Below are 25,879 nucleotides of genomic sequence, written 5' to 3'. Positions count from 1 at the left end.
CGGACCGCCCCGGCCGATGGCAGGATCGACGCATGAGCCGACCCGAGCACCCACGGGTGGCCGCCATCTCCTCGCTGCTGGCCGCGTCCGGTGCGACCGGCCGGGTGCTCGAGCTCACCGGCAGCGCCCGCACCGCCGCCGAGGCGGCCGGAGAGCTCGGCGTCCCGCTCGGGGCCATCGCCAACAGCCTGCTGTTCGACGTCGACGGCGCACCGCTGCTGGTCCTCACCAGCGGCTCCCACCGGGTCGACGTGGCGAGAGTGGCCGCGCTGCTCGGCGTCCGCGACGTGCGCCCGGCGTCGGCGGACTTCGTGCGCCGGCACACCGGCCAGCCCATCGGCGGCGTCGCGCCGATCGGCCACCCGGAGCCGATCGGCACGCTGGTCGACATCGAGCTGGCCCGGCACGACCAGGTCTGGGCCGCGGCCGGCCACCCGCACGCGGTGTTCCCGACGAGCTACGAGGAGCTGCTCCGGCTGACCGGCGGGACCGCCGCCGAGGTCGGGGACGGCCCGGTGGTCCTGCCCGAGACGGTGCGCGCGTGACGGGGACGACGCCCGCGGCGCGGGTCACCGAGCTGCCCACCGGCTGGCTGCGCGACCACATGCACGAGGCGCTGGCCATCTACGGCGAGGCGATGGGCTACAGCCCCTCGGTGGTCGCCGGCCGGTACGGCTACGCCATCCAGCACACCGAGCGCCCCGGGTTCCGCGCGGTCGGCGCCTTCGTGGCGACCCGCGACGGGGAGGTCCTCGCCGGGTTCGGCTACGGCTACCTGATCGCGCCCGGGCAGTGGTGGCACGACCAGGTGCGCGCCGCCCTCGACCGGCGGACGGCGAAGCGCTGGCTGCCCGGCGCCTTCGAGGTCTGCGAGCTGCACGTGCACCCCGACCACCAGAGCCGCGGGCTGGGCCGCCAGCTGCTGCACGCCTTGCTGGCCGGGCTGCCCTACCCGACGGCGCTGCTGTCGACCCCCGACAACGACACCAAGGCCTTCCGGCTGTACCACGCCGACGGCTTCGTCGACCTGGCCCGCAACCACCGCTTTCCCGGCGACTCGCGTCCCTTCGCCATCCTCGGCGCCCGCCTGCCGCTCCCGGCACCGGCGCCCCGGCCCGACCGCACGTGAGCGAGCCGGCGAGCTCCCCCAGGGACGCAGCAGGGCCGCCGCGGCCGGCGAGCGCCGGCGAGCCGGCCGCGGACGGCGACACCACCGTCGACGCCGTCGTCGTCGGCGCCGGGCACAACGGGCTGGTCGCCGCCTGCTACCTGGCCCGGGCCGGGCTGCGGGTGGAGGTGGTCGAGCGCGACGAGGTGCTCGGCGGCGCGGTCTCGACCGTGGAGCGCTGGCCGGGCGTGCGGGTCGACCGCGGCTCGAGCGCGCACGTCATCATCCGGCAGAGCGGCATCGTCGAGGAGCTCGACCTCGCCGCACACGGCCTGCGCTACGTCGACTGCGACCCGTGGGGCTTCGCGCCCGCCCCCTCCCCCGGCGCCCCCGGCCCCGACGGCCGGCCGCTGGTGTTCTCCGTCGACCTCGACGCCACCTGCGCCTCCGTCGCCGCCGCCTGCGGACCGGAGGACGCCGCCGCCTACCGCCGCTTCGTCGAGGTGTGGGCCCCGCGCAGCCGGGCCGTCGTCGGCTCCTTCGGGCGGCGGCCCACGGTGGGCGGGCTGGCCCGCTCGTTCTGGCCGCTCGGTGCCCCCGCCGACGGCCGGCCCCGGACCCCCGGCGGCGACCTCGCCGTCGACTTCCTCGGCTCCGGCGACGCGCTGCTCGACCGCTGGTTCACCAGCGAGCGGCTCAAGGCCGCGCTGGCCTGGTTCGGCGCGCAGTCCGGCCCGCCGGTGTCGGAACCGGGCACCGCCGCGATGGTCGCCTGGGCGACGCTGCTGCACGACGTCCCGCCCGGTCACCCGGTGGGCGGCTCCGGCGGGCTGACCCAGGCGCTGCGCCGCCGGCTCGAGGCCGACGGCGGGCGGGTCGTCCTGGGGGACGGCGCCGCTCGGCTGCTGGTGGAGGACGGCCGGGTGGCCGGTGTCGAGACGGTGTCGGGACGGCGGGTCGCGGCCCCGGTCGTCGTCGCCGCGTGCCACGTGGTGGCCACCCGCGACCTGGCCGGGGAGCACGCCCCGCCGGCGCTGGCCGACGCCGCCCCGCCGGTGGGCAACGGCTTCGGCCTGGTGGTCCGGGCGCTGACCGACGGCCCGCCGGCCTACCCCGGGGTCGCGCCCGAGCAGGCGCTGGGCGGGCTGCAGCTGCTGTGCACCGACCGCGCGCAGCTGGCCGCCGCGCACGGCGACTGGCTGGCCGGCCGGCTGCCCCGCGAGCCGGTGCCCCTGGCGATGTGCTTCTCGGCCACCGACGACACCCTCGCCCCGCCCGGTCAGCACGTGGTCACCGTGTGGGGCCAGTGGTACCCCTACGCGTTGGCCGACGGCGCCGACTGGGACGCGCTCGCGCAGGCCGAGGCCGACCGGCTGGTCGCCGCCGTCGACCGCTTCGCCCCCGGCTTCGCCGCCTCGGTGCGGCGGACGTACGTGCAGACCCCGCTGCTGCTGGAACGGGAACTGTCACTGCTGCGTGGCAACGTCATGCACGTGGAGATGGGGCTGGCCAGCATGTTCGCGTTCCGGCCGACGCCGGCGCTGTCCGGCTACCGGGTGCCCGGCCTGGCCGGCCTCTACCTCGCCGGCGCCTCCACCCACCCCGGCGGCGGGGTGTCGGGCAACTCCGGGCGGACGGCGGCGCGCGTCGTGCTCGGCGACCGCGGCGTCCCGGCCCGCGCCCGCGAGGCCCTCCGGCGCGGCCTGGCCCGGGTGCGCCGGTGAGCGGTCTGGCCTCCGCGCGGCAGGTCAGCCGGCCCGCCGCGCTTCCGTGGGTGCCCGCGGTGCTGCTGGTGCTCACCGCGATCGCCTACCCGCTGACCGACGCCGGCGGCGCGGTCCGGGACGCGGTCAGCTGGACGATCGTGCTGCTCGGCTCGACGGTGTCCGTGGTGCACGCGACGGTCAGCCGGGGCGCCCGCACCGGGGGCGGGGTCCTGCTGGTCACCGCGGCCACCGCCGTGGTGTTCGAGTCGGTCGGCCTGGCCACCGGGTTCCCCTACGGCGAGTACTCCTACAGCGACGACCTCGGGCCCACGCTGTTCGGCGTCCCGTTCCTCGTGCCGCTGGCCTGGCTGATGATGGCCTGGCCGAGCTGGCTGCTGGCCCACCGGCTCACCCACGGACGCGCGGCCCGCGTGGGGGTGGCCGCGGCGGTGTTCGCCGCGTGGGATGTCGTCCTCGACCCGCAGATGGTGCAGGCCGGCTACTGGACCTGGGCGCACCCGCGGCCCTCGCTGCCCGGCATCGACACCGTCCCGCTGACCAACCTGGCCGGCTGGCTGCTGGCCGGGCTGGTCCTGATGACGCTGCTCGACCTGCTGGTGGCCCGCACGGCGTCCGGGCCGGACACCGGTGACGGCGCCCCGCTGCTGGTGCTGGGCTGGATGACCCTCGGCGGCGCGGTCGCGCACGCCGGCTGGCTGGGGCTGCCCGGGTCGGCGGCGTGGGGCGTGCTGCTCGCCGTCCCGGTGCTGGTCGCCCTGGCGGTGCGGGCGCGCCGGTGAGCGGGCGGCTGCTGCGGGTCCTGTCCGGCGCGGCGGTCGCCGGGGCGCTGCACGCGGCGGTCAACGTGGCGCTGCTGCGCCGTCCCCCGACGGGCCCGCCGCCGGTGCGCCGGCCGGTCACCGTCGTCCTGCCGGTGCGGGACGAGGAGGCGCAGGTCGGGGGCTGCCTGGCCGCGGTGCTCGCCCAGCACGGCGTCCCGGACCTGCGCGTGGTCGTGGTGGACGACGGCTCCACCGACGGCACCGCCGACGTGGTGCGCGCGGTCGCCGACCCGCGGGTCCGGCTGGTCGCCGCCGCCGAACCGCCGCCGGGCTGGCTGGGCAAGCCGCACGCCTGCGCCACGGGGGCCGACCTCGACCCGGACGACGACGGGGTGCTGGTCTTCCTGGACGCCGACGTCCGGCTCTTCCCCGACGCGGTGGCCGCAGCGGTCGCCGTCCTCGAGGCGCACGACCTCGACCTGGTCTCGCCGTGGCCGCGTCCGGTGACCGCGACCGTGGCCGAGCGCCTGGTGCAGCCGCTCGGCCCGTGGCTGTGGGTGACCACGCTGCCGGTGCGGCTGGCCGAGCGCTCGCCGCGGCCGTCGCTGACCGCGGCCAACGGCCAGTTCCTCGCCGTCCGGCGGTCGGCGTACGCGCGGGCCGGCGGGCACGCCGCGGTGCGCGGCGAGGTGATCGAGGACGTCGCACTGGCCCGGGCGGTGAAGCGGGCCGGCGGCCGGGCGGTGCCGGTCGACGGGTCGCGGCTGGCCGCCTGCCGGATGTACGACGGCTGGCCGGCGCTGCGGGCCGGCTACGCCAAGTCGCTGTGGGCCTCGGTCGGCGGGTCGCCCGGTGCGAGTGCCGCGGTGGCCGCAGGGCTGACCGCCGTCTGGGTGCTGCCCGCGCTGGCCGCGCTGCGCGGGTCGCGGGCCGGGCTCGTCGGCTACGCGGCGGGGGTGGCCGGGCGGGCGGCGTCGGCCGCGGCGACGGGCAGCCGGGTCTGGCCGGACTCGCTGGCGCACCCCGCGTCGGTGCTGCTGTTCGACGTCCTGCTGGCCGGGTCGCTGACCGGGCGGCGGCGCGGCACGCTGTCGTGGCGCGGCCGCCCGGTCGGCGGCGTCCCGGCGGCGCGGGAGACCATGGCCGGGTGACCAGCCCGAACGCGCGCGTGCACTTCGACCCGGCGGCCATGGACGGCGGCGCCTTCTACCGGGTGCTCAACTCGATCGTGGTCCCCCGCCCGATCGCCTGGGTGGCCAGCCGCTCGACCGGGGGTGTGGTGAACCTGGCGCCGCACTCCTTCTACACGGTGGCGTGCGTGTCGCCGCCGGTCGTGCAGTTCACCTCCGTCGGCCGCAAGGACACCCTCGACAACGTGGAGGCGACCGGCGAGTTCACCGTCAGCCTCACCCCGGAGTGGCTGTTCGAGCAGGTCAACGCGACGGGCACGGACTTCCCGCACGGGGTCAGCGAGGCCGAGGAGGTGGGCATCGCGCTGGAGCCGAGCGAGCGGGTCGGGGTCCCGCGGGTCGCGGAGTCGCCGGTGGCGGTGGAGTGCACGCTGCACTCGACGGTCCGGCTGGGCGACAGCACGGTGGTGTTCGGCCGGGTGGAGCTGATCAGCGTGTGGGAGAGCGCGGTCGAGAGCGGACGGCCGCGCATCGAGCACCTGCGGCCCCTGGCCCGGTTGGGCGGCAACGAGTGGACCGCGCTCGGGGAGGTCCGCGAGATCAAGCGGATCCCCTACCGCCGCTGGTCCGAGGACCCGACCATCGGCGCGCAGCTGCGCGAGCCGTAGCGAGCACACCTCAGGCGCCCCCTCCCGACCCGGGACAGGGCGCCTGACGTGTGTTCGCCCGTGCGCCACTTCCGGGAAGTCGCTGTTCCGGTGCCCGACCGGGGCGCACCTCCCCCGACTCGCGGGAGGATCGTGGGCCGAGCCGGCTCAGCCGGGAAGGTGCGCGGCGATCTCCTCGGCGGCGTCGGGACCGAAGGCGTCGGTGAAGCGCTCGAGGAAGGGCTCGCGCCGCAGCTCGTACTCCTGGGTGCCGACGACCTCGACCGCCTCAGTGGCGACGGCCGACCCCAGCTGGGTGGCCCGCTCCAGACCCAGCCCCCACACCCGGCCGGCGATGAACCCGGCGCGCAGCGCGTCCCCGCCGCCGGTGGGCTCGACCGGCTTGGTCTCCGGCACGGCGATGACCTCGATCGGCTCGGCGCCGGCCTGCCGGACGAGCACGCCGTCGGCCGCGCGGGTGGTCACCCACGTGCCGACCCGGTCGAGCACCTCGGCGTCGCTCCAGCCGGTCTTCTGCAGCAGCAGCGCGGCCTCGTACTCGTTGGTGAACAGCAGGTCGGCGCCGTCGACGAGGTCGCGGATCATCTCGCCGTCGGCCCAGGCCAGCTGCTGGCTGGGGTCGGCGGCGAAGGGGTAGCCGCGGTCCCGGCACTCCCGGGTGTGCCGCACCATCGCCGTCGGGTCGTTGGGCCCCACCACGACCAGGTCCAGCGCGCCCACGCGGTCGGCGACGGGGGCCAGCTCGATACACGCCGCCTCGGACATCGCACCCGAGTAGAACGACGCGATCTGGTTGTTCACCGCGTCGGTGGTGCAGACGAAGCGGGCGGTGTGCTTCAGCTCCGACCAGTGCACGCTCGCGGTGTCCACACCGTGTCGGGTGAGCCAGGCGTCGTAGTCGGCGAAGTCGCTGCCGACGGCGCCGACGAGCACCGGCGCGAGGCCGAGCAGGCCCAGCCCGTAGGCCATGTTGGCCCCGGCGCCGCCGCGGTGCTGGACCAGGTCGTCGACCAGGAACGACAGCGACACGTTCTCCAGCTGGCCCTCGATGAACTGCTCGGTGAACTTCCCCGGGAACGTCATCAGGTGGTCGGTGGCGATGGAGCCGGTGACGGCGACGGGCACGGGGACGCTCCCTCGGGACGGCGTTCGGCGGGACGCCCGGTGGACGTCGGAGGACGACCCCAACACCCTAGGAGCCGCCCGGGTCGCGCGCCGGGCGGCCATCCTCCAGAGTCCCGCCGACTCCGTCCAGGGCCCACCGCGTGCCGGCGAACAGTGGACGGCGACCACTCCCAGGGTCCCGTGCCGAGCCTTCGAGGCGCGGGGGGAAGGGTGGTCCTTCCTTCAGTCGGCCAGCGCCCGCCGCAGCGACGTCCCGAGCTGGGCGACGCCGACGACGCCGAGCAGACAGCCGACCGCCGTCCCGGAGGTGACCACCGCCGCGTCCCAGCCGAGGCCGGCCACCACACCGGCCCCGCCGAGGGTGAAGCCGGTCATCGCCACCCGGGTCGGGCGCTCCCAGACCGACAGCTGCCCGGTCTCGGCGACGCCGGCCTGCCCGGCCCGGGCGCGCAGGTAGTCCGGCAGCCAGCACAGGGCGCCGAAGCCCGCGGCCAGCCAGCCGGGGGCGCCGGCCACCCAGAGAGCGGCGGCGAACGCCCCCTCGCTGAGCCGGTCGACGGCCGAGTCGAGGACGAAGCCGCGGCGCGAGGCCCGGCCGGTGGCGATCGCCAGCGCGCCGTCGAGCCCGTCGAGGACGGCCGAGAGCCCGACCAGCACCCCGGCGAGCACCAGCCACCGACCGCCGACCCAGGCGGGGACGACCGCGGCCGCCGCGACGAGCAGCCCGGCGACGGTGACCGCGACCGGCGGCAGGCCGGCGACCCGGCGGGCCAGCGCGTAGACCCCGGACAGCCAGCCGTGCACCAGCCGGCTGGCGGCCGGGTCGGCCCCGCCGTGCCACGTCGACCAGGCGGCGAGGTACTCCTCGCGGCTCAGCACGGCGCCCGCTCCATGTCGGCAGTCCACCAGGCCCGGCGGGGCGGGGACAGTGGTGGGGTGCTCGCCGGTCTCGCCCCCGCCCGACGCCGCCTGGTCGTCGCCGTCCTGGCCCTCGTGGTCGTCGCGGTCCTGGTCACCGGGGCGGCGCTGCTGCTCGGCCGGCCGTCGGGTGCCGCCGGTCGCGAGCCGGTGTCCCAGGGCACGCCCGGCCCGGTGCTGCTCGTGCCCGGCTACGGCGGGTCGACCGCGGGGCTGCAGCCGCTGGCCGACCGGCTGGCCGCCGCGGGCCGGGACGCGACGGTGGTGGCGCTGCCCGACGCGGGCACCGGTGACCTGGCCGCCGCCGCCGAGGCGCTGGACGAGGCGGCCGGCGCGGCCCTGGAGCGCACCGGCGCGGCGAGCGTGGACGTCGTCGGCTACTCCGCGGGCGGCGTGGTCGCCCGGCTGTGGGCGGCCGACGGCGGCGCGGGCCTCGCCCGGCGGATCGTGACGCTGGGCTCGCCGCACCACGGCACCGCGCTGGCCGACCTGGCCGGGCAGGTGGCGCCGGAGCAGTGCCCGGAGGCCTGTCGCCAGCTGGCCCCCGGCAGCCCGCTGCTGGCCACGCTCAACGCGGACGACGAGACGCCCGAGGGGCCGGCCTGGGTGTCGATCTGGACCGACCAGGACGAGACGGTGACCCCGCCGGAGTCCGCCCGGCTGGAGGGCGCGCTGGAGCTGCCGGTGCAGTCGGTGTGCCCCGGCGCCCGCGTGGGCCACGGCGAGCTGCCCCGCGACCCGCTGGTCCAGGCCATGGTGCTCGAGCAGCTGGGCGCGGCGGCACCGGCCGCGCTGGGTCCCGACGACTGCGCTCGCCTCGGCGGCTGAGCGAGGGCTCCCCGCTCCCACCACGGGTCAGCACGGCGTCGTTGACACATGCAGGCATTCACCTGCATGATGCGGTCGTGGCCGCCGGTACCCGGGACGTGGACAGGGTCTTCAAGGCCCTGGCCGACCCCACCAGGCGGCTGTTCCTCGACCGGCTGCGCGAAGTCGACGGGCAGACGCTGGGTGAGCTCTGCGCCCGGCTCGGCATGGCCCGCCAGTCGGCCACGCAGCACCTCGACGTCCTCGTCCACGCGGGCCTGGTGACCGTCGTCCGCCGCGGACGGGAACGGCTGCACTTCCTCAACCCGGCGCCCCTGCACGACATCGGGGAGCGCTGGATCTCGTCCTTCGACCGACCCCGCCTGGTGGCGCTGTCCGCCATCCGGTCCCGAGCAGAGGAGCTCGTCGTGTCCGACTCCGTCCCGACCTACGTGTACGTCACCTACGTCCGCGCCCGCGCCGAGCAGGTGTGGCACGCGCTCACCGACGCCGACCTCACCGCCCGCTACTGGGGCCACGCCAACGTCTCCGACTGGCAGCCCGGCTCCCGGTGGGAGCACCGGCGCACCGACGACCCGGGGGTCGCCGACGTGGCCGGCCGCGTGCTCGAGGCCGACCGCCCACGGCGCCTGGTGATCACGTTCGGCTCCCCCGACGGCGAGCGGGCGCCGGGCGGCGACTCGGTCGTGACCTTCCTCCTCGAGGAGCAGGGCGGGATCGTCCGGCTCACGGTGACCCACGAGAACCTGGCCGACGAGACCGCGCTCGGCGAGATCTCGCACGGCTGGCCCGCGGTGCTGGCCAACCTCAAGTCGCTGCTGGAGACCGGCGAGGTGCTGCCGGAGGCGCCGTGGGAGATGGCACCCGCCGGACGGTCGTCGTGACGGGCACGGTCCGGCTCGAGGTCCCCGCGGAGGTCGCCCTCTTCGCGCGTGCCGCCGGTTACGCGCTGGAGAGCCTGGCGGAGGTCCCCGACGCCGACCTCGGGCGGCCGACGCCGTGCGGGGACTGGGACCTGCGGACGCTCCTGCTGCACCTCGCCGACACCGCCGACGCCCTCACCGGCCTGGCGCTCACCGGGGAGCTCACCCTGCCGACACCGCTGCGCCCGGACGGCGCCGACCCCGCGGCCGTCGCCCGGGACCGGGTGCTGCACCTGCTCGACACCCTCACGTCGGCCACCGCGGACGACCGGCCGGACACCGGGGACCGCGCCGCGCACGCTCCCGCGGCCGCCCGCGGCGGCGCCATCGAACTCGCCGTCCACGGCTGGGACGTCGCCACGGCCTGCGGTTCGCCCCGCGTCATGGCACCCCGGCTCGCCACCTCGCTCCTGCAGGCGGCGGTGTCGCTGGTGGAGGACGACGCCCGGCCTGGGCTGTTCGCTGCACCCGTGGCCCCGCCGCCGGACGCGGACCCGGAGGCCCGCCTGATCGCCTTCCTCGGCCGTCGGCCCGCGGCAGGTCGCCACCGCGGGAGCTGACGCTCCGCCGATGAGTCCGCGGGCCGGCGGGGGTCTGCACCCCGAGGACCCGAGGAGGCGCCCCGCGCCGAAGCTGCGCGTGCACATGATGTCGGTGTCCCTCGACGGTTACGCCGCCGGACCCGACCAGGGCCTCGACGCCCCGCTGGGCGTCGGCGGTGAGGCCCTGCACGACTGGGCGGTCGCCACCGCCACCTTCTCCCGCATGCAGGGGCGGCCCGGCGGCACCACGGGCGTGGACGACGAGCTGGTGCGCCGCGGCGAGGAGGGCATCGGCGCGACGATCATGGGGCGCAACATGTTCGGCCCGGTGCGCGGGCCCTGGGACGGCAGCGACTGGACCGGCTGGTGGGGCCCCGAGCCGCCGGACCACCACCCCGTCCTCGTGCTCACCCACCACGCCCGCGACCCGGTGGAGATGGCCGGTGGGACGACCTTCACCTTCGTGACCGACGGCATCGAGTCCGCACTCGAGCAGGCGTTCGCCGCGGCCGGCGGCCGGGACGTCCGGCTGGGCGGCGGGGCGGCCACCGTGCAGCAGTACCTGCGCGCGGGCCTGGTCGACGAGCTGCACGTCGCGGTCGTCCCGCTGCTGCTCGGCGGGGGCGAGCGGCTGTTCGCCCACCTCGAGGGGGCACCGCCGCTGGAGTGCGCCGAGGTGCTCTGCTCACCGACCGCGGCGCACATCCGCCTGGCCCGCTCCTAGGCATCCCGAGCCTGCGAGGGAGTCAGGAGGGCGGCCCCGTCCCGGGTCCCGCCCCGAGCCTGCGAGGGGTGGGGAGGACGGGGTCCGTCAACTGGTGACGTCCTTGGTGGTGAAGTTGGCCCAGGCCGCGGCCAGCAGCACGCCGACGTAGACGCCCTGCAGCGCCAGCCCGCGGACGACGTCCCGCCACAGGATGGGGTCGCGGAACAGGTCGACGAACGCCAGCCAGTACCGGGTCGGCAGGTACGGCGCGATCGGCGAGGCGGCGTCCAGGGTGAACAGCAGCGACGAGGTGACGAGCACGGCCAGCGCGCCGAGCGCGGCGGCCAGCGGCGAGTCGGTCAGCGTGGAGAAGAACAGCCCGAAGGCGGCGACGCCGAGCATCGACACCGTCACGTAGCCGATGGCCATGAGGCTGCGGCCGGCCAGCTCCTGCTGCGTCAGCGAGGTGCCCGACACCGACGTCCCGCCGCCGACGGGCTGCGCGTCGAACAGCGTCGTCCCGACGACGTAGCCCACGCCGGCGACCACCAGCACGGTGGCCAGCACGAACGCGATGACCGCGACCAGCTTGGCGACCAGCAGCCGGGTGCGCCCGGCCGGCCGGACGAGCAGGTAGCGCAGCGTGCCGGCCTGCGCCTCGCCGGCGACCGCGTCCCCGGCGACGACCGCGACCGCGATCGGCAGGAACAGCGGCAGCACGATGGCCAGCGCGGCCAGCGGGAACAGCGCGCCGTTGGTGAGGACGGCGGAGAGGAACGGCGGCCCCTCCCCCGGCCGCGGCGCCAGGTCGGTCAGCTGCACCAGGACGGCGACCAGCACCGGCAGCGCGTTGAGGACGGCGATCGTCACCCAGGTGCGCGGACGGCGGAACAGCTTGCGCAGCTCGACGCCGATCACGGGGCCGCCGCCACCCGGTCGGCGCTGCTGCCGGCCGCGGCGAGCACGACCTGCTCGAGCGTGGGCCGCTGCAGCGCCAGCCCGGTGACCGGCACTCCTGCCCCCACCAGCAGGGCGTTCACCTCGGCCGGGTCGTCGCCGCGGATCACCACCCGCGAGCCCTCGACGGCGAGCACCCGGCCGTCGAGCACCGCCCGCACCCGGTCGGCGGCGGGGGTGTCCACCACCGTCGCGCCGGTGGGCGCGATGAGGCGGGCCAGCTCGTCCTGCAGCACCAGCCGGCCGCGGTCGAGCACGCCGACGCGGGTGCACAGCTGCTCGACCTCGGCCAGCAGGTGGCTGGAGAGGAAGACCGTCGTCCCGCCGCGGTGCAGCTCGAGCAGCAGCTCGCGGATCTCGGTGATGCCCTGGGGGTCCAGGCCGTTGGTCGGCTCGTCGAGTACCAGCAGCTCGGGACGGCGCAGCAGCGCGGCGGCCAGCCCGAGCCGCTGCCGCATGCCGAGGGAGTAGGCGCGCACCGGCCGGCGGTCGATGCCGCCCAGGCCCACCTGGTCGAGCACCTCCCCGATCCGGGCGCGGCGGGTGCGCCGGGAGCCGCCCGGCCCGGCGGCGTCGATGAGCGCGAGGTTGGCCCGGCCGGACAGGTGCCCGTGGTGCGCCGGCCCCTCCACCACCGCGCCGACCCGGGGCAGCACCCGGCGGCCGGCCCGCGGCATCCGCTCGCCCAGCAGCTCGACCTCGCCGGCGGTCGGCAGCACCAGGCCGAGCAGCACCCGCACGGTCGTCGTCTTGCCCGAGCCGTTGGCGCCAAGGAAGCCGTAGACGTCGCCGGCCCGGACGTCGAGGTCGATGCCGTCGACCGCGCGCAGCCGGCCGTAGCGCTTGACCAGGCCTCGAGTGCGGATCACCGCGGTCACGACGCGGCCCCGGGCAGCCGGCGGGCGGCGTCGGCGAGCGCGTCGAGGGTGACCGTGCCGGTGAGCACGTAGGCCGGGCCGTCGGGCGGGGTGACCAGCATCAGGCCGAGCGGGCCCGCGGCGACCCGGGTGCCGAGCTCGTCGGTCACGGCGTCCGGGCTGGCGGTGAGCGCCTCGCGCAGCCCCCCGGCCAGCCGGCCCGGCAACGGCGCGGCCGCCAGCAGGGTCACCCCGCGGCCGTACACGCCGACCGCGTCGGGCACGCCCGCGAAGGTCCGGCGCGGCAGGCCGGCGAGTTCGTCGGGCAGGGAGACGTCCGGCGCCCGCTCCTCGGCCTGCGCGATGAGCTCCTCGGTGTCGGGTGCGGGGAGCACGGTGGCGTCCGGCGGCGGGGTGAAGGCGACCACGTCGGCCGGGGGGACGGCGAGGTCGAGGTCGAGGAAGCGGGTGTCCAGCGCCGGCAGGTCGGCGTCCTCGGCGAACACCTCGACCTGCAGCGGCAGCCCGCTGGCCGGGTCGACCCACACGTCGACCCGGCCGACCGACGAGGCGGCATCGGCCGGGACCACCCGCAGGCCGAGGGCGTCGCGGCCGGCCACCCGGCGGGCGCCGGCCCGGGAGAGCTCGTCCTCGGCGGCCTCGGACAGCAGCCGGCGGCCGAGTGCGGCGGGCAGCAGGTCCGGCGGGCTGGGCAGCGCCAGGGACGCCGGACTGCCGCGGGTGGCGGTGGCGGCCTCGAAGTCCCAGGTCCAGGTGCCGCCGGGGTCACGGTGCACGCCGGTCTCGCCCGCCGCGGTCACCACGTCGACCCGGTGCTCCTCCGGGCCGCGCCACCACACCCGGACGAGCGTGCGGTCGCTGAACAGGTCGGCGACCGCGGTGAGCCGGTCGGACACCGGGAGGGCGAGCCCGCCGGCCGAGACCGCGTAACCGGAGAAGCCGACGTCCGCGCTCGCCAGGACGGCGGCGCGCAGGTCGGCCGCGGGGACGTCGGCGTCGTCCGCCGGCAGCGCCGCGACCACCGAGGGGAGGGCCACGAGCAGCGCGACGAGCAGGCCGACCGCCGCCCAGCGCGGGGTCGCTCCGTACCCCCGTGCGGCCATGCGCCCCACGGTACGAGCGGCTGCCGAGAGGACGACGTCAGCGGCCCCCTGCAGGCGGAAGGACCCCGTCCTCACGCCTCGCAAGCTCGGCGCGAGCCTCGGGACGGGGCCGCTCGCGTCAGTGGGAGCCGGTGTGCGCCTTGCGCCGGTGCACCGTGAGGTTCATGACCAGCACGATCAGCGCCCCGACGACGAGCCCGACGAGTGCGCTGGCCAGAGTGTTGACGAGCCATCCCACGACCCCGCCGAGTGCCCCGGTGGCCTCGTGCGCCAACTCCTCCAGGTGGTGCACGGCGCCGTAGACGGCGTGCAGCCCCAGCTCGTCGGAGCCCACCAGCAGGATGTGCCCGCCGACCCACAGCATCGCGGCGGTCCCGATCACGGTCAGGGCGGTGAGCAGCCGCGGCATCGCCTTCACCAGTCCGTGGCCGAAGCGGGAGATCCCCTTCCCCGGGCGCTGGGACAGGGACAGCCCGACGTCGTCCATCTTCACGATCAGGCCGACGACGCCGTAGACGAGGATCGTGATGCCGACCGCGACGATCGCGAGGATCACCGTGCGGGACCAGAAGCCCTCGTCGGCCACCTCGTTCAGCGAGATCACCATGATCTCCGCCGAGAGGATGAAGTCGGTGCGCACGGCCCCGGACACGATCGTCTTCTCGTCCGGGAGCGCCTGCTCCTCCGATGCGTGGGCCTCGTGGTGGCCGCTGAGCTTGTGCCAGACCTTCTCCGCGCCCTCGTAGCAGAGGTAGGCACCGCCGATCATGAGGATCGGGGTGAGCAGCCACGGCAGGAACTGGCTGAGCAGCAGGATGGCGGGCAGGATGATCAGCAGCTTGTTGCGCAGCGAGCCCAGGGCGATGCGCCTGATGATCGGGATCTCCCGCTCGGCGGCCAGGCCGTGCACGTACTGCGGTGTGACGGCGGTGTCGTCGACGACGACACCCGCGGCCTTGACGCTGGCTCGTCCTGCAGCCGCCCCGATGTCGTCGACGGAGGCGGCAGCGGCGCGCGCCAAGACCGCCACGTCGTCGAACAGGGCTACCAGTCCACCGGCCACGGAACGTCCTCCCAGTTGGTCAGCACTCGTGTGCAGTCTCGGTGATCGTGGTCCGTCCGGCCGCACCGGGCTACTGCCCGTCCGGCGTCCTGCGCAGGACTACCCGGCTGGGGACACGCCGAACGCCCGGTGGGGGTGCGTCCTCCGGCGGCCAGGACCGGCACCCTGGAGCGACGGGTTGCTCACCGAGCGCAGCAGGAGGGCAGGACCATGGGGACGGCGGACGACGAGGGCGCGGCGCTGTGGCCCGACCGGTACCTGACCGAGGGCCGGCTGGTCGTCGTCCGCTCGCCGCCGCGGGAGCCCACGTCGCGGTGGGCGCGGCTGCGCGCGGCCGCCGTCCGGCTGGACCGGGCCGCCCGCGCCCGGCTGGGCCGGCCGTCGCCCGCTCCCGAGCCGCCGTCCCCGGCACCCGAGGCGGCCTTCGCGGCGTGGGACACCACCGAGGCCCGGGTCGCCGCGGCCGCCGGGCGGGCGTGGGCGGAGACGGTGCGCGAGCCGTCCTGGTCCTCGCCGCTGCTGGCGGCGAGCCGCTTCGACGGCCGGGCCGAGGTCGACCGCATCGTCGACCTCGCGCTGCGGATCCGGTCGGCCCGCGTGTCCCTCGGGGTGCGCCCGGCCGGAACGGCGGCGGAGTACTGGGACCGGCAGTCCGCCGCGCTGGAGGCCGCCGCGCGCCGGCTCGGGCACCGCGCCGACGCGCTGATCCGCCACCGCGACCAAGCTGCGCTGCTCTCGGCCGAGCTGCGCCAGCTGGCCGACCTGGAGCGGCTGGAGCGCAGCGCGGCGGAGGTCGACGGCATCACGGCCGCGACGTCGGCGCTGCCTGGCCGGGGGGACGGCGACCTGGGCGCGGTGGCCGACCAGATCGCCGCGGTGCGGGCGGCGGTCACCGAGCTGGTCGAGCTGATGACCCGCACCCGTGCCCCGCTGGCCGAGCCGCCGGGCTGAGCTGTCCTGGTGCCGCGGCGATGTGCACCCGTGGCGTGGTCCGGAGCGGGACCGCGCCGCAGCCGCACGGTGCTCCCGCATCCGGCGTCTCCGCGGGAACGCCCATCGGCTCCCCTGCGTCACAGGCGCCGAGACTTCCCCACCCGATGGCGGCGTCCTCGGCCGCGATCACGTGGCACCGTTCGGTCGGAACCTGCTCGGGTTCCGGCGGACGCGATGGACGACGGTCCCGCGGGAACGCGTTCATGCATGGCCCGGCCGCGCCCGCGGGTAGAGCGACGCCATGGCGCCTCAGATCAGTGACGCGGTCGTCGTCGACGTCCTCCGCCGGGTGCACCTGCTGACGACCCCGCTGGTCCGCCGGCTCGGCCGGCCTCCGGAGCTGCCCCAGGCCGAGCGCGAGCAGTGGTGGGCCGAGCGGGTCGGCGGCGTCGCTGCCGGCGTCAGCGCCGTCCCCCGCCTCGCCGGCAAGCTCGCCGATCTACTGCCGCTGCAGAACACGCTGGGCTCGGCGGTCCAGGCCGTGGTGGTCGGCGGCGTGGCGGCCGAGCACGGCGTCGAGGACGAGGCCGAGCGGGTGTCGCTGCTGGCGCGGGTGCTGCTCGACCGCGACCTGCCCGCCGAGCGGGTGCGGCCGCTGCTGGCGCGGGCGCCGGGCGCGTACGCCGACGAGGTCCTCGGCGAGCGCGAGGACCGCAGCGCCGTCCGCACGCTGTGGCGGGTCGCCCGGCTGCTCGGCCGCATCGACGACACCCTCGACGCCCGCCCCAAGGGCAGGCCGGTGCACCGCGCCCTGTCGAACCTGCCGGTGGTCGGCACGGTCGGCGGCTACGCGGCGGAGCGGGAGGGCCTGCGCCGGGCGGCGGCGCAGACCGCGGCGCTGCTGGCCGGGGACGCTGCCCCGCCCCGGGTCGGGAGCCTCCCGGCCGACCCGGCTCAGTGAGGCGAACCGACCGCGGCCAGGTTGGCGTGGACCTCGCGGGTCGCCGTCGACCGGTTCATGGTGATGAAGTGGATGCCCGGCACGCCCTCGTCGAGCAGCGTCCGGCACAGCTCGGTGGCCACCTCGACGCCGTAGGCCCGCACCGCCGCCCGCGCCTCGGGGGTGTCGCCGTCGAGCTCCGCGAAGCGGGCCGCGAGGTGCTCGGGGAAGGCCTGCCCGGACAGCTGCACGATGCGGGTGATCTGCCGGGCGTTGGTCACCGGCATCACCCCGGCGATGATCGGCACCTCGCAGCCGGTGGCGGCCACCCGGTCGCGCAGCCGCAGGTAGTCCTCGGGGCGGAAGAACATCTGCGTGATCGCGAAGTCGGCCCCGGCCCGGCACTTGCGCACGAACATCTCGACGTCGGTCTCGAAGTCCGGCGAGCGCGGGTGCCGCTCGGGGAACGCGGCCACGCCGACGGAGAACTCCCCCATCGAGCGGATCAGCTCCACCAGCTCGGCGGCGTACGTCAGCCCCTCGGGGTGGGCCACCCACTCCGCCTGCGGGTCCGCCCCCGGCGGGTCGCCGCGCAGCGCCAGCAGGTTGCGCACCCCCGCAGCGGCCAGCCGGCTCACCACGTGCCGGAGCTCGGCGACGCTGTGGTCGACGGCGGTCAGGTGGGCCAGCGGGGTCATCGTGGTCTCGGTGGCGATGCGCTCGGTGACCGACACGGTGCCCTCGCGGGTCGACCCGCCGGCGCCGTAGGTGACCGACACGAACGACGGGTGCAGCCGCTCGAGCTCCCGCAGCGCCGTCCACAGCTGGGTGGCTCCCTCGGGAGTCTTGGGCGGGAAGAACTCGAAGGACCACGTCGGCCGGCCCTCGGCAAGCAGCTCGCGCACGGTCCGGGTCATGGACAGCGAGGATACGGACCCGCCGGTGTCCGGCCGGGGCTGCATCCGCCCGGCACGCCGCCGCAGAAGGTCCTCCGGCACCGCCGCAACCCCGGCCCCAGGAGGCAGACCCCGTGGCCCTGACCGACTCCGCCCGGATCCCGGCCGCACCCGATCGGGTCGCGCGCGATACTCGGACCGTGACCGCCGGGGCGCAGCAGCGCGAGACACCCCTCCTCCCCCCGGCGCCCCCGCCGGCCGCCGCCGAGATAGACCGCGTCCGCGCGGCGGTGTGGGCCGCCCTCTCGGACTTCCTCGAGGTGCAACGGGAGACGCTCGCGGCGATGGACGAGTCGCTGCTCCCGGTGATCGACGAGGTCTGCGCCGTGGCCGACGGCGGCAAGCGGCTGCGCCCGCTGTTCGCCTACTGGGGGTGGCGCGGCGTCCGAGGCGAGGGACCTGGGGAGTCCGACGAGGCCGTGCTGCGGGCGGTCGCCGCACTGGAGTTCGTGCACGCCAGCGCCCTCGTGCACGACGACGTGATGGACGGCGCGCTGACCCGCCGCGGCCGCCCGGCCACCCACGTCGGCTTCGCCTCCCGGCACGGGGACGGCGCGCTGGCCGGAGACGGCGACGCCTTCGGCGTGGCCGCGGCGATCCTCGTCGGCGACCTCGCGCTGGTGTGGTCCGACGAGCTGCTGCGCTGCTCGGGCATCTCCCCCGCCGCGCTCGCCCGGGCCCGCGCGGTCTGGGACACCATGCGCACCGAGGTGACCGCCGGGCAGTACCTGGACCTGCTGCGCGCCGCCGGCGGCCTGCCCGGCGCCCAGGGCGCGCTCACCGTGGCCCGCTACAAGAGCGCCGGCTACACCGTGCAGCGCCCGCTGCAGCTGGGGGCCGCCATCGCCGGCGCCGGCGAGCGCGCCGCCGAGACCTACACCGCGATCGGGCTGCCGCTGGGCGAGGCGTTCCAGCTGCGCGACGACGTCCTCGGGGTGTTCGGCGACCCGTCGGTCACCGGCAAGTCCGCCGACGACGACCTGCGCGAGGGCAAGCAGACGCTGCTGGTGGCGCTGGCCGAGGAGGCCGCGGACGACGCCGGCCGGCGGCTGCTGGCCGAGGCCCTGGGCAACCCGGCGGCGGGACCGGCCGAGTTCGACGCGCTGCGCGCGCTGATCGAGTGCACCGGCGCCCGCGCGCAGGTCGAGGAGCGGATCGCCGAGCGCACCGCGCTGGCCCGCACCGCGATCGCCGAGGCCCCGCTGGCCGCTGACGCCCGGGCCGCGCTCGACGCGCTGGCCGTCGCCGCGACCACCCGCACCGCCTGATGGTCCGCACCGTCCCCGGGCGCACCGACCGCGTCGTCGTCGTCGGCGCGGGCCTCGCCGGGCTGTCCGCGGCGCTGCGGCTGCGCGGCGCCGGCCGCGAGGTCACCGTCGTCGAGCGGGCCTCCGGCCCGGGCGGACGCGCCGGCCGGATCGAGGAGCGCGGCTACGCCCTCGACACGGGCCCGTCGGTGTTCACCGCCCCCGAGCTGGTCGCCGACACCCTCGCCGCGGTCGGCGAGAAGCTCGAGGACCGGCTGGAGATGGTCCCCCTGGCGACCACCTACCGCGCGCAGTTCGCCGACGGCTCGCACCTGGACGTGCACGCCGACGTCGACGCCTTCGCCGCCGAGGTCGAGGCGCTGTGCGGGCCGGGCGAGGCCGCGGCGCTGCGCCGCTACCTCGCCGACCTCGCCGCGCTCTACCGGCTGCAGCTGTCCACCTTCATCGACCGCAACCTCGACACCCCGCTGGACCTGCTCGGCCCCGAGCTCGTGCAGCTGGTCCGGCGCGGCGGCTTCGGCCGGCTGTCCCGGCACGTCGAGCGGTTCTTCACCGACGACCGGCTGCGCCGGCTGTTCAGCTTCCAGGCGCTCTACGCCGGGGTCTCGCCCTACCGCGCGATCGCCGCCTACGCCGTCATCGCCCAGCTCGACATCGGCGCCGGCGTCTGGCACCCGGTGGGCGGGATCGCCGCCGTCCCGCGGGCGATGGCCGCCGCGGCCGCCGACGCGGGGGTGGCGCTCCGCTACGACGCCGGGGTCCGCGAGCTCGAGCTCGACGGTTCCCGGGTCACCGGCGTGCTGCTCGACGACGGCGAGCGGCTGCCCGCCGACGCCGTCGTCGTCACCGTCGACCGACCGGAGGCGCTGGTGCCGGGGTTCCGGCGGGTGCGGCGGCCGGTGTACTCGCCGTCCTGCGTGGCGGTGCACGTCGGCGTCCACAGCGAGCTGCCCGGCCAGGCGCACCACACCATCAGCTTCGGCGCCGCCTGGCGGGAGGTGTTCGACGAGCTCACCCGGGACGGCCGCCCGATGACCGACCCGAGCCTGCTGGTGAGCATGCCCTCGCACACCGACCGCAGCCTCGCCCCGGAGGGCGGCCAGGTGCTCAGCATCGTCGCGCCCACGCCGAACCTCGACCCGCGCAGCGGCGGCAACCCCGACCTGGACTGGACGACGCTGGGCCCCCGCCACCGCGACGAGGTGCTGGCCGTGATGGAGCAACGCGGCTGGACGGGGCTGACCGGCGCCATCGAGGTCGAGCACGTCGACACCCCGCTGACCTGGGCGGCGCAGGGCATGGCCGCCGGGACGCCGTTCGCGCTGGCGCACACCTTCGGCCAGACCGGCCCGTTCCGGACGCCGACGCTGCCCCGGCGCGGCCCGGAGAACGTGGTCCTCGCCGGCTCCTCGGTGCAGCCCGGCGTCGGCGTCCCGATGGTCGTCATCAGCGGCCGGCTGGCGGCGGAACGGATCACCGGGTGACACTCGCCGACCCGCCACGCACCCGGGCCGAGCAGCAGGCGCTGCTCGACGCCGCCTACCGGCACTGCGCCGCGATCAACGCCGAGCACGGCAAGAGCTACCACCTGGCCACCCGGCTGCTCACCGCCGACCGGCGCCCGGCCATCCACGCCCTCTACGCCGCCGCGCGCACCGCCGACGACCTCGTCGACCACCCCGGCCCCGACCCGGCCGGCGACCTCGCCGAGTGGTCCCGGGCGGTGCTCGCCGAGCTGGCGGCCGGTTGGTCCGACGACCCGGTGCGGCTGGCGCTGGTGCACACCTACCGCCGGTACGGCATCCCCGTCGAGCACCTCGTCGACTTCCTGGCCGCCATGACCAGCGACCTCGACGTCACCGGGTACGCCGACATGGACGCCCTCGACCGCTACATGTGGGGCTCGGCGTCGGTCATCGGCCTCCAGGTGCTGCCGGTGCTGGGCACCGCGCCGGGCGTGGCCCGCGAGGAGGCCGCCCCGCACGCGATCGCCCTGGGCGAGGCGTTCCAGCTGACCAACTTCCTGCGCGACGTCGCCGAGGACGTCGACCGCGGCCGCGTCTACCTGCCCGCCGACCTCATGGCCGCGCACGGCGTCACCCGCGAGCAGCTCGCCGAGAAGCGCCACGACGCCCGGTTCGCGGCGCTGATGCGGGAGATGGTCGCGATCGTGCGCCGCCGCTACGACGACGCCGCGCCGGGTACGCCGATGCTCGCGCCGGAGTCCCGCGACTGCGTGCGCGCGGCGACCGACCTCTACGGCGGCATCCTCACCGAGATCGAGCGGGCCGACTACCGGGTGCTCGACCGCCGGGTGCGGGTGTCGAAGCCGCGGCGCCTGGCGGTGTTCGCCCGCCGGTTGACCGCCGCCCAGCTGGCCAGGGTCAGGGTGACCATGGCGAAGCCGAACAGCAGGTCCTCGACCGGCGCATAGGCGATCCGCGGGCCCCAGATCGCGTCGGGGTCGTAGGTGACGACCTCGAGGCCGGTCAGCACGCCGTTCATCAGCAGCTGGAAGGTGATGATGATCGCGTAGGCCACCCAGAACACCGGCCGGGTGACCATCCGGGTGCGGTAGACGGCGAGGTCCAGCACGAGGACGGCGACCACGGCGATCACCGCGAGAGCCGAGTAGCTCATGCGTCGGCCTCCTCGGCGGTGTTCATCTGCCCGAGGCTGTCGGCGGCCGGGTAGCCGGCGTCCCAGCCGGTGACCTTGCGCACCGCCTCCAGCGCCAGCACCGAGCACAGCGGGACGACGAGGAAGAACAGCACCTCCTCCACCGGGATCCCCCCGGGCAGCCGGACGCCGAGGGTCAGCACGTCGGAGTAGTCCCAGTGTCCCTGCGCGATCGCGTACAGCACCCAGACGACGAAGACGGCGAACTCCGGCGCCACCGCGACCAGCAGCCGCCGCCAGCGGGCGTACACCCGCACCCGCAGCAGCAGCTCCAGCGGCGCGGTGACGACCAGGCAGCCGGCCAGCAGCGCGAGGTAGGTCAGCTGCCCCATGCTCCGACGCTCAGAACGCCAGGGCCTGGGCGCGCCGGGTGACCTCGGTGTGCCGGTCGCCGCGCAGCGCCGCCACCGGGGTGCCCGGCAGCGTGTCGTCGGCGCGGAAGAGCCACTCGAAGGTCTCCTCGTCGCTGAAGCCGCCGTCCTTGAGCACGGTGATCAGCCCGGGCAAGTGCTTGAGGACGGTGCCGTCCTGCAGGAAGTCGGCCGGGATCCGGCTGTTGCCGCTGCCGGGGACGGCCATGAGCTTGTGCTCGCGCAGCAGCTGGCGGACCCGGTTCGGCGAGACCCCCAGTACGCCGGCGACCTCAGCGGGGGTGAGCGTCTCCATGACGTCCGAGCCTATGACCCCCGCGCTCCGCCGTCCCCGGGACGCCGACCTGCCCTCCGGCTCCCCGATACGATGGTCCGGGGCCGTGACTGGCGCTGCTGAGGTGGACCACCACCGGGGAGCGGCCCGCACCACCCCGCCGGGCGCCTGGGCACCCACCCGTCGTCCCCTCGCGCTGGAGCCCTCCATGACCGACGTCACTCCGACCGACGCCACCGCCTCCTCCGTCGCCGCCACCGCCTCGGCCGCCTACCGCAGCGCGCTGCAGGTGATCGGTGCGGTCGAACCCCGCGTGGCCGACGCGATCGGCGCCGAGCTCGCCGACCAGCGGGCCTCGCTGAAGCTGATCGCCAGCGAGAACTACGCCAGCCCCGCCGTGCTGCTGACCATGGGCAACTGGCTGTCGGACAAGTACGCCGAGGGCACCGTCGGGCACCGCTTCTACGCCGGCTGCCAGAACGTCGACACCGTCGAGGCGCTGGCCGCCGAGCACGCCCGCGAGCTGTTCGGCGCCCCGCACGCCTACGTGCAGCCGCACTCGGGCATCGACGCCAACCTGGTCGCCTTCTGGGCGGTGCTGGCCTCCCGCGTGGAGGCCCCGGCGCTGGAGAAGGCCGGCGTCCGGCACGTCAACGAGCTGACCGACGCCGACTGGGCGGCGCTGCGCCGCCAACTCGGCGACCAGCGGATGCTGGGCATGTCCCTGGACGCCGGCGGCCACCTGACCCACGGCTTCCGGCCCAACATCAGCGGCAAGATGTTCGAGCAGTCCTCCTACGGCACCGACCCCGGGAGCGGGCTGCTCGACTACGACGCCGTCCGCGAGCGGGCCCGGGAGTTCCGGCCGCTGATCCTCATGGCCGGCTACTCGGCCTACCCGCGGCGCGTCGACTTCGCGAGGATGCGCGAGATCGCCGACGAGGTGGGCGCCACCCTCGTCGTCGACATGGCGCACTTCGCCGGCCTGGTCGCGGGGAAGGTGTTCGCCGGCGACTTCGACCCGGTGCCGCACGCGCACGTCGTCACCACGACCACGCACAAGTCGCTGCGCGGCCCGCGCGGCGGCATGGTGCTGGCCCAGCCCGAGTTCGCCGACGCCGTCGACCGCGGCTGCCCGATGGTGCTCGGCGGCCCGCTGCCGCACGTCATGGCCGCCAAGGCAGTCGCCTTCGCCGAGGCCCGCCAGCCCGCCTTCGCCGGCTACGCGCAGCGCATCGTCGACAACGCCGTCTCCCTCGCCGAGGGGCTGACCCGCCGCGGCGCGACGCTGGTCACCGGCGGCACCGACAACCACATCGTGCTCGTCGACGTCTCCGGGTTCGGCCTCACCGGCCGCCAGGCGGAGTCCGCGCTGCTGGACGCCGGCATCGTGACCAACCGCAACGCCGTCCCGGCCGACCCGAACGGCGCCTGGTACACCTCCGGCATCCGGCTGGGCACCCCGGCGCTCACCACCCGCGGCTTCGGGGCGGACGAGTTCGACCGCACCGCCGAGCTGATCGTCGACGTCCTGTCGAGCACCACGCCGACCGCCACCCGCGACGGGTCGCCGTCCAAGGCGAAGTACGCCACGGCCGACGGCCTGGCCGACCGGACCCGCGACGCGGCCGCCGAGGTGCTCGACCGCCACCCGCTCTACCCCGGCCTGGAGCTCTGAGGGAAGGAGCGCGGCCGAGGGTCTCGCCGAGCGGGGGGCCGGAGGCTCCCCCGAGGCGGGACGGTCGAAGGACCCCCTGCCCCCCACCGCTCGCAGGCTCGCAGCGGGACCCTGCAGGGGGCCGACACGGCACGTGGCCGCGGGTTCCGCCGAGCGGGGGGCCGGAGGCTCCCCCGAGGCGGGACGGGTAGGGCTCCGCGCCGGCCGGGGACGGCACGTGGCCGCGGTGGCGTCCGGAGGACGCCGAGGTGGGTGTGACGGGTGAACCCGTCACACCCACCGGCGCTCCGCGTGTACGGACGGCGCAGCGCCGACCCGCTCCTACACTCGGCCGGGTGGACACCGCCGTGACCGACCCCGTGGTCGGCCTCGTCCTCGAGGGGAGGTACCTGCTCGAGGAGCGCCTCGCCCGGGGCGGCATGTCCACCGTCTACGCCGCCACCGACCTGCGGCTGCACCGCACCGTCGCGGTCAAGGTGATGGCCGAGCACCTGGCGCACGACCCGACGTTCGTCGACCGGTTCACCCGCGAGGCGCGGGCCGCGGCGATGCTCAGCCACCCCAACGTCGTCTCCGTCAGCGACCAGGGCAGCGACCAGGGCCTGGTGTTCCTGGTGATGGAGCTGGTCCGCGGCCGCACGCTGCGCGACCTGCTGCAGGCCCGCGGCCGGCTCACCGTCGCCGAGGCCTTCGCCGTCCTGGAGCCGGTGCTCGCCGGGCTGACCGCCGCGCACCGCGCCGGAATCGTGCACCGCGACATCAAGCCCGAGAACGTGCTCATCGGCGCCGACGGCGTGGTCAAGGTCGCCGACTTCGGCCTGGCCCGCGCGCTCACCGGCACCGGGCAGACCAGCCACACCGGCGGCGTGCTCATCGGCACCGTCGCCTACCTCTCCCCCGAGCAGCTGGAGCGGGGCAAGGCCGACGCCCGCAGCGACGTCTACGCCGCCGGCGTCGTCCTCTACGAGATGCTCACCGGTCACCCGCCCTACGGCGGCGACACCCCGCTGGCCGTGGCCTACCAGCACGTGCACCACGACATGCCCACTCCCTCGGACGAGGTGCCCGGCCTGCCCTGGGAGGTCGACGAGCTGGTCGCGCGCACCACCCGCCGCGAGCCCGCGATCCGCCCGCTGGACGCGGGCGCGTTCCTCGCCGACCTCGAGGACGTGCGCACCGACCTCGGCATCGAGCGCGTGCCGGTGCCCACCGGGCGCAGCACCGCGACCGCCGAGACGCTGCGGCCGACCAACCGGCCCAGCCGGCCGACGCGGCACACCGGCGAGCCGGGCGCCCCGCGCACCGAGGTGCTCGGCCCCGGCGGCACCCGCCCCGGCCGCGGCAGCAGCCGCACCTCGATGCTGCCCGGCCCCGGGTCCGGCACCGACCCCGGTGTTCGACGGCCCGCGTCCGAGCGCGTCCGCCCCGGCGTGCCGGCGCACATCCGCCGCCGCCGGGCCCGCTTCGCCCTCGCCCTGGTGCTGCTCACCGCGATCACCATCGGCGCCGTCGGCTGGTGGCTGGGGTCCGGGCGGTGGACGACGGTGCCGCAGCTGGCCGGCAAGGAGCAGGCGGCCGCCATCGACCTGCTTCAGGAGGCCGGGCTGACGCCTGACTGCTGCGAGGAGCAGTTCAGCGAGGACGTCGCCGAGGGCGTGGTCATCTCCGCCCTGCCCGACGGCGGCGAGGCCATCCGCGGCAGCGACGTCCGGCTGGTCGTCTCCCAGGGCCCGGAGCGGTTCGAGGCCTCTCCGTCCCTCGTCGGCCGCCCGCTGGACGAGGTCCGCGCCGAGCTGCGGAACGTCCCGGTGGTCACCAGCGAGGTGCAGGACTACGACAACGACGTGCCGGTCGGCCACGTGACCGGCTTCAAGCCGGAGGCCGGCACCGAGCTCATGCGCGACCAGGAACTGGTCATCTACGTCAGCCGCGGACACGAGCCGGTGGCCGTGCCCGCCGTCGTCGGGCTCTCGCCCGAGGAGGCGACGGCCAACCTGACGGCGCTCGGCTTCACCGTCGAGCGCACCGAGGGCCGCAGCGCCGACGTCGACCCCGGCGAGGTCATGGCGGTCACCCCGGCCACCGGCCAGCAGGCCGCCTACAAGAGCACCGTCACCCTGCAGGTGTCGATCGGGCTGCCGCAGGTGCAGGTGCCCGACGTGGTCGGCCGCAGCCAGCAGGAGGCGACCGCGCTGCTCCAGCAGGCCGGTCTGCAGGTGCAGGTCAGCCAGTTCTTCGGCGACCGGGTGATCCGCCAGAGCCCGGCCGCCGGGCAGACGGTCGACATCGGCACGTCGGTGACCATCCTGCTGTCGTTCGGACAGGACTGAGGACACTGCGCAC

26 protein-coding genes, 1 pseudogene and 1 riboswitch are annotated in these 25,879 nt (G+C 76.2%); of the genes and pseudogenes, 17 read left to right on the top strand and 10 right to left on the bottom strand.

The features are described 5' to 3' along the window. Positions 1–32: 32 nt before the first annotated feature. Genes BLW63_RS11115 through BLW63_RS11090 form a run of 6 tightly spaced genes read left to right on the top strand, consistent with a single transcriptional unit; the run spans position 33 to position 5,394 of the window. Complete coding sequence (locus tag BLW63_RS11115) at positions 33–545, top strand: YbaK/EbsC family protein (RefSeq protein WP_091155440.1); 513 nt, start codon at positions 33–35, stop codon at positions 543–545. Beyond that, positions 542–1,129 (top strand): GNAT family N-acetyltransferase, encoded by a 588-nt coding sequence (locus BLW63_RS11110; RefSeq protein WP_091155436.1) that lies wholly within the window; start codon positions 542–544, stop codon positions 1,127–1,129. Before BLW63_RS11115 ends, BLW63_RS11110 begins: the two co-directional genes overlap by 4 nt. Next, complete coding sequence (locus BLW63_RS11105) at positions 1,126–2,832, top strand: phytoene desaturase family protein (protein WP_244522501.1); 1,707 nt, start codon at positions 1,126–1,128, stop codon at positions 2,830–2,832. Before BLW63_RS11110 ends, BLW63_RS11105 begins: the two co-directional genes overlap by 4 nt. Beyond that, a complete protein-coding gene (locus tag BLW63_RS11100; protein ID WP_091155429.1) occupies positions 2,829–3,614 on the top strand; it encodes a carotenoid biosynthesis protein in 786 nt (261 codons plus the stop codon). Before BLW63_RS11105 ends, BLW63_RS11100 begins: the two co-directional genes overlap by 4 nt. After that, positions 3,611–4,747 carry a glycosyltransferase family 2 protein gene (locus BLW63_RS11095; protein ID WP_170856733.1) on the top strand — a complete coding sequence of 379 codons (1,137 nt, stop codon included), beginning with the start codon at positions 3,611–3,613 and terminating at the stop codon, positions 4,745–4,747. The genes BLW63_RS11100 and BLW63_RS11095 overlap by 4 nt, the downstream gene beginning before the upstream one ends. Beyond that, a complete protein-coding gene (locus tag BLW63_RS11090) occupies positions 4,744–5,394 on the top strand; it encodes a flavin reductase family protein (RefSeq protein WP_211517082.1) in 651 nt (216 codons plus the stop codon). Before BLW63_RS11095 ends, BLW63_RS11090 begins: the two co-directional genes overlap by 4 nt. A gap of 147 nt (positions 5,395–5,541) precedes the next feature. On the opposite strand, the gene BLW63_RS11085 is transcribed toward BLW63_RS11090, so the two are convergent. Both BLW63_RS11085 and BLW63_RS11080 read right to left on the bottom strand, forming a co-directional pair. Continuing rightward, positions 5,542–6,519, bottom strand: a complete 978-nt coding sequence (locus BLW63_RS11085) for a carbohydrate kinase family protein (RefSeq protein WP_091155424.1) — start codon at positions 6,517–6,519, stop codon at positions 5,542–5,544. A gap of 222 nt (positions 6,520–6,741) precedes the next feature. Continuing rightward, the gene (locus tag BLW63_RS11080) at positions 6,742–7,398 is read right to left on the bottom strand and encodes a CDP-alcohol phosphatidyltransferase family protein (RefSeq protein ID WP_091155420.1); all 657 of its coding nucleotides are present in this window, start codon (positions 7,396–7,398) and stop codon (positions 6,742–6,744) included. Between the two features lie 57 nt (positions 7,399–7,455). Here BLW63_RS11080 and BLW63_RS11075 point away from each other — a divergent pair, with 57 nt between their 5' ends. The 4 genes from BLW63_RS11075 to BLW63_RS11060 all read left to right on the top strand — a co-directional run bounded on the left by BLW63_RS11075 (position 7,456) and on the right by BLW63_RS11060 (position 10,454). After that, complete coding sequence (locus BLW63_RS11075) at positions 7,456–8,265, top strand: lipase family alpha/beta hydrolase (protein WP_091155418.1); 810 nt, start codon at positions 7,456–7,458, stop codon at positions 8,263–8,265. Positions 8,266–8,342: 77 nt separating this feature from the next. Beyond that, entirely contained in the window at positions 8,343–9,149 is an 807-nt protein-coding gene (locus BLW63_RS11070) for an ArsR/SmtB family transcription factor (RefSeq protein WP_244522500.1), read from the top strand. Further along, positions 9,146–9,748, top strand: coding sequence for a TIGR03086 family metal-binding protein (locus tag BLW63_RS26785; protein WP_170856732.1), 603 nt, complete (start codon positions 9,146–9,148; stop codon positions 9,746–9,748). The genes BLW63_RS11070 and BLW63_RS26785 overlap by 4 nt, the downstream gene beginning before the upstream one ends. 10 nt (positions 9,749–9,758) lie before the next feature. Beyond that, on the top strand, positions 9,759–10,454 hold the full coding sequence (locus tag BLW63_RS11060; protein ID WP_091155415.1) for a dihydrofolate reductase family protein: 696 nt from the start codon (positions 9,759–9,761) through the stop codon (positions 10,452–10,454). 87 nt (positions 10,455–10,541) lie between these two features. Here BLW63_RS11060 and BLW63_RS11055 read toward each other — a convergent pair whose 3' ends face one another. The 4 genes from BLW63_RS11055 to BLW63_RS11040 all read right to left on the bottom strand — a co-directional run bounded on the left by BLW63_RS11055 (position 10,542) and on the right by BLW63_RS11040 (position 14,437). Further along, on the bottom strand, positions 10,542–11,354 hold the full coding sequence (locus BLW63_RS11055) for an ABC transporter permease (RefSeq protein WP_091155411.1): 813 nt from the start codon (positions 11,352–11,354) through the stop codon (positions 10,542–10,544). Continuing rightward, entirely contained in the window at positions 11,351–12,262 is a 912-nt protein-coding gene (locus tag BLW63_RS11050) for an ABC transporter ATP-binding protein (RefSeq protein ID WP_170856731.1), read from the bottom strand. Before BLW63_RS11050 ends, BLW63_RS11055 begins: the two co-directional genes overlap by 4 nt. Before the next feature lie 5 nt (positions 12,263–12,267). Next, positions 12,268–13,374, bottom strand: coding sequence for a sigma-E factor regulatory protein RseB domain-containing protein (locus tag BLW63_RS11045; protein WP_091155404.1), 1,107 nt, complete (start codon positions 13,372–13,374; stop codon positions 12,268–12,270). A 118-nt stretch (positions 13,375–13,492) separates the two neighbouring features. Beyond that, positions 13,493–14,437 (bottom strand): DUF808 domain-containing protein, encoded by a 945-nt coding sequence (locus BLW63_RS11040; protein WP_091155400.1) that lies wholly within the window; start codon positions 14,435–14,437, stop codon positions 13,493–13,495. 210 nt (positions 14,438–14,647) lie between these two features. Here BLW63_RS11040 and BLW63_RS11035 point away from each other — a divergent pair, with 210 nt between their 5' ends. Continuing rightward, complete coding sequence (locus BLW63_RS11035) at positions 14,648–15,388, top strand: hypothetical protein (RefSeq protein ID WP_244522499.1); 741 nt, start codon at positions 14,648–14,650, stop codon at positions 15,386–15,388. A 283-nt stretch (positions 15,389–15,671) separates the two neighbouring features. Further along, complete coding sequence (locus BLW63_RS11030; RefSeq protein ID WP_091155397.1) at positions 15,672–16,331, top strand: hypothetical protein; 660 nt, start codon at positions 15,672–15,674, stop codon at positions 16,329–16,331. On the opposite strand, the gene metF is transcribed toward BLW63_RS11030, so the two are convergent. Continuing rightward, a complete protein-coding gene (metF, locus tag BLW63_RS11025) occupies positions 16,325–17,227 on the bottom strand; it encodes a methylenetetrahydrofolate reductase [NAD(P)H] (protein ID WP_091156148.1) in 903 nt (300 codons plus the stop codon). The two genes, BLW63_RS11030 and metF, sit on opposite strands and share 7 nt — an antisense overlap. A 179-nt stretch (positions 17,228–17,406) precedes the next feature. On the opposite strand from metF, the gene BLW63_RS11020 reads away from it, so the two are divergent. The 3 genes from BLW63_RS11020 to BLW63_RS11010 are packed head-to-tail and all read left to right on the top strand — an operon-like array spanning position 17,407 to position 20,968. After that, the gene (locus BLW63_RS11020; protein ID WP_091156145.1) at positions 17,407–18,534 is read left to right on the top strand and encodes a polyprenyl synthetase family protein; all 1,128 of its coding nucleotides are present in this window, start codon (positions 17,407–17,409) and stop codon (positions 18,532–18,534) included. Next, on the top strand, positions 18,534–20,018 hold the full coding sequence (crtI, locus tag BLW63_RS11015) for a phytoene desaturase family protein (RefSeq protein WP_091155393.1): 1,485 nt from the start codon (positions 18,534–18,536) through the stop codon (positions 20,016–20,018). Before BLW63_RS11020 ends, crtI begins: the two co-directional genes overlap by 1 nt. Beyond that, a complete protein-coding gene (locus BLW63_RS11010) occupies positions 20,015–20,968 on the top strand; it encodes a phytoene/squalene synthase family protein (protein WP_211517081.1) in 954 nt (317 codons plus the stop codon). Before crtI ends, BLW63_RS11010 begins: the two co-directional genes overlap by 4 nt. On the opposite strand, the pseudogene BLW63_RS27925 reads toward BLW63_RS11010, so the two are convergent. The 3 genes and pseudogenes from BLW63_RS27925 to BLW63_RS10995 form a co-directional block, all read right to left on the bottom strand. Beyond that, a pseudogene (locus BLW63_RS27925) lies at positions 20,965–21,174 on the bottom strand (lycopene cyclase domain-containing protein); the annotation flags it as partial. The gene BLW63_RS11010 and the pseudogene BLW63_RS27925 overlap by 4 nt on opposite strands. Next, positions 21,171–21,545, bottom strand: coding sequence for a lycopene cyclase domain-containing protein (locus tag BLW63_RS11000; RefSeq protein ID WP_091155386.1), 375 nt, complete (start codon positions 21,543–21,545; stop codon positions 21,171–21,173). The pseudogene BLW63_RS27925 and the gene BLW63_RS11000, both read right to left, overlap by 4 nt. 10 nt (positions 21,546–21,555) lie before the next feature. Continuing rightward, positions 21,556–21,879: an Rv2175c family DNA-binding protein gene (locus tag BLW63_RS10995; protein ID WP_091155383.1), complete on the bottom strand. Its 324-nt coding sequence runs from the start codon at positions 21,877–21,879 to the stop codon at positions 21,556–21,558. 75 nt (positions 21,880–21,954) lie between these two features. Further along, positions 21,955–22,039, top strand: a riboswitch (ZMP/ZTP riboswitch). Positions 22,040–22,066: 27 nt separating this feature from the next. On the opposite strand from BLW63_RS10995, the gene BLW63_RS10990 reads away from it, so the two are divergent. Together BLW63_RS10990 and pknB are read left to right on the top strand one after the other, a co-directional pair. Then, positions 22,067–23,536 (top strand): glycine hydroxymethyltransferase, encoded by a 1,470-nt coding sequence (locus BLW63_RS10990; protein WP_091155379.1) that lies wholly within the window; start codon positions 22,067–22,069, stop codon positions 23,534–23,536. 335 nt (positions 23,537–23,871) lie between these two features. After that, entirely contained in the window at positions 23,872–25,866 is a 1,995-nt protein-coding gene (gene pknB, locus BLW63_RS10985) for a Stk1 family PASTA domain-containing Ser/Thr kinase (RefSeq protein WP_170856730.1), read from the top strand. Positions 25,867–25,879 lie beyond the last annotated feature (13 nt).

The organism is Geodermatophilus africanus (genome assembly GCF_900107105.1).
Taxonomy (GTDB): Bacteria; Actinomycetota; Actinomycetes; order Mycobacteriales; family Geodermatophilaceae; genus Geodermatophilus; species Geodermatophilus africanus.
The sequence above is the reverse complement of the archived record's forward strand: the minus strand, read 5'-3'. Positions and strand labels throughout refer to the sequence as shown.

Coding starts and splice junctions, on each gene's coding strand:
- BLW63_RS11115 (WP_091155440.1), top strand. CDS start 33: ATGAGCCGACCCGAGCACCCACGGGTGGCCGCCATCTCCTCGCTGCTG.
- BLW63_RS11060 (WP_091155415.1), top strand. CDS start 9,759: ATGAGTCCGCGGGCCGGCGGGGGTCTGCACCCCGAGGACCCGAGGAGG.
- BLW63_RS11045 (WP_091155404.1), bottom strand. CDS start 13,374: ATGGCCGCACGGGGGTACGGAGCGACCCCGCGCTGGGCGGCGGTCGGC.
- BLW63_RS11035 (WP_244522499.1), top strand. CDS start 14,648: ATGGGGACGGCGGACGACGAGGGCGCGGCGCTGTGGCCCGACCGGTAC.
- BLW63_RS11030 (WP_091155397.1), top strand. CDS start 15,672: ATGGCGCCTCAGATCAGTGACGCGGTCGTCGTCGACGTCCTCCGCCGG.
- metF (WP_091156148.1), bottom strand. CDS start 17,227: ATGACCCGGACCGTGCGCGAGCTGCTTGCCGAGGGCCGGCCGACGTGG.
- crtI (WP_091155393.1), top strand. CDS start 18,534: ATGGTCCGCACCGTCCCCGGGCGCACCGACCGCGTCGTCGTCGTCGGC.
- BLW63_RS11000 (WP_091155386.1), bottom strand. CDS start 21,545: ATGGGGCAGCTGACCTACCTCGCGCTGCTGGCCGGCTGCCTGGTCGTC.
- BLW63_RS10995 (WP_091155383.1), bottom strand. CDS start 21,879: ATGGAGACGCTCACCCCCGCTGAGGTCGCCGGCGTACTGGGGGTCTCG.
- BLW63_RS10990 (WP_091155379.1), top strand. CDS start 22,067: ATGACCGACGTCACTCCGACCGACGCCACCGCCTCCTCCGTCGCCGCC.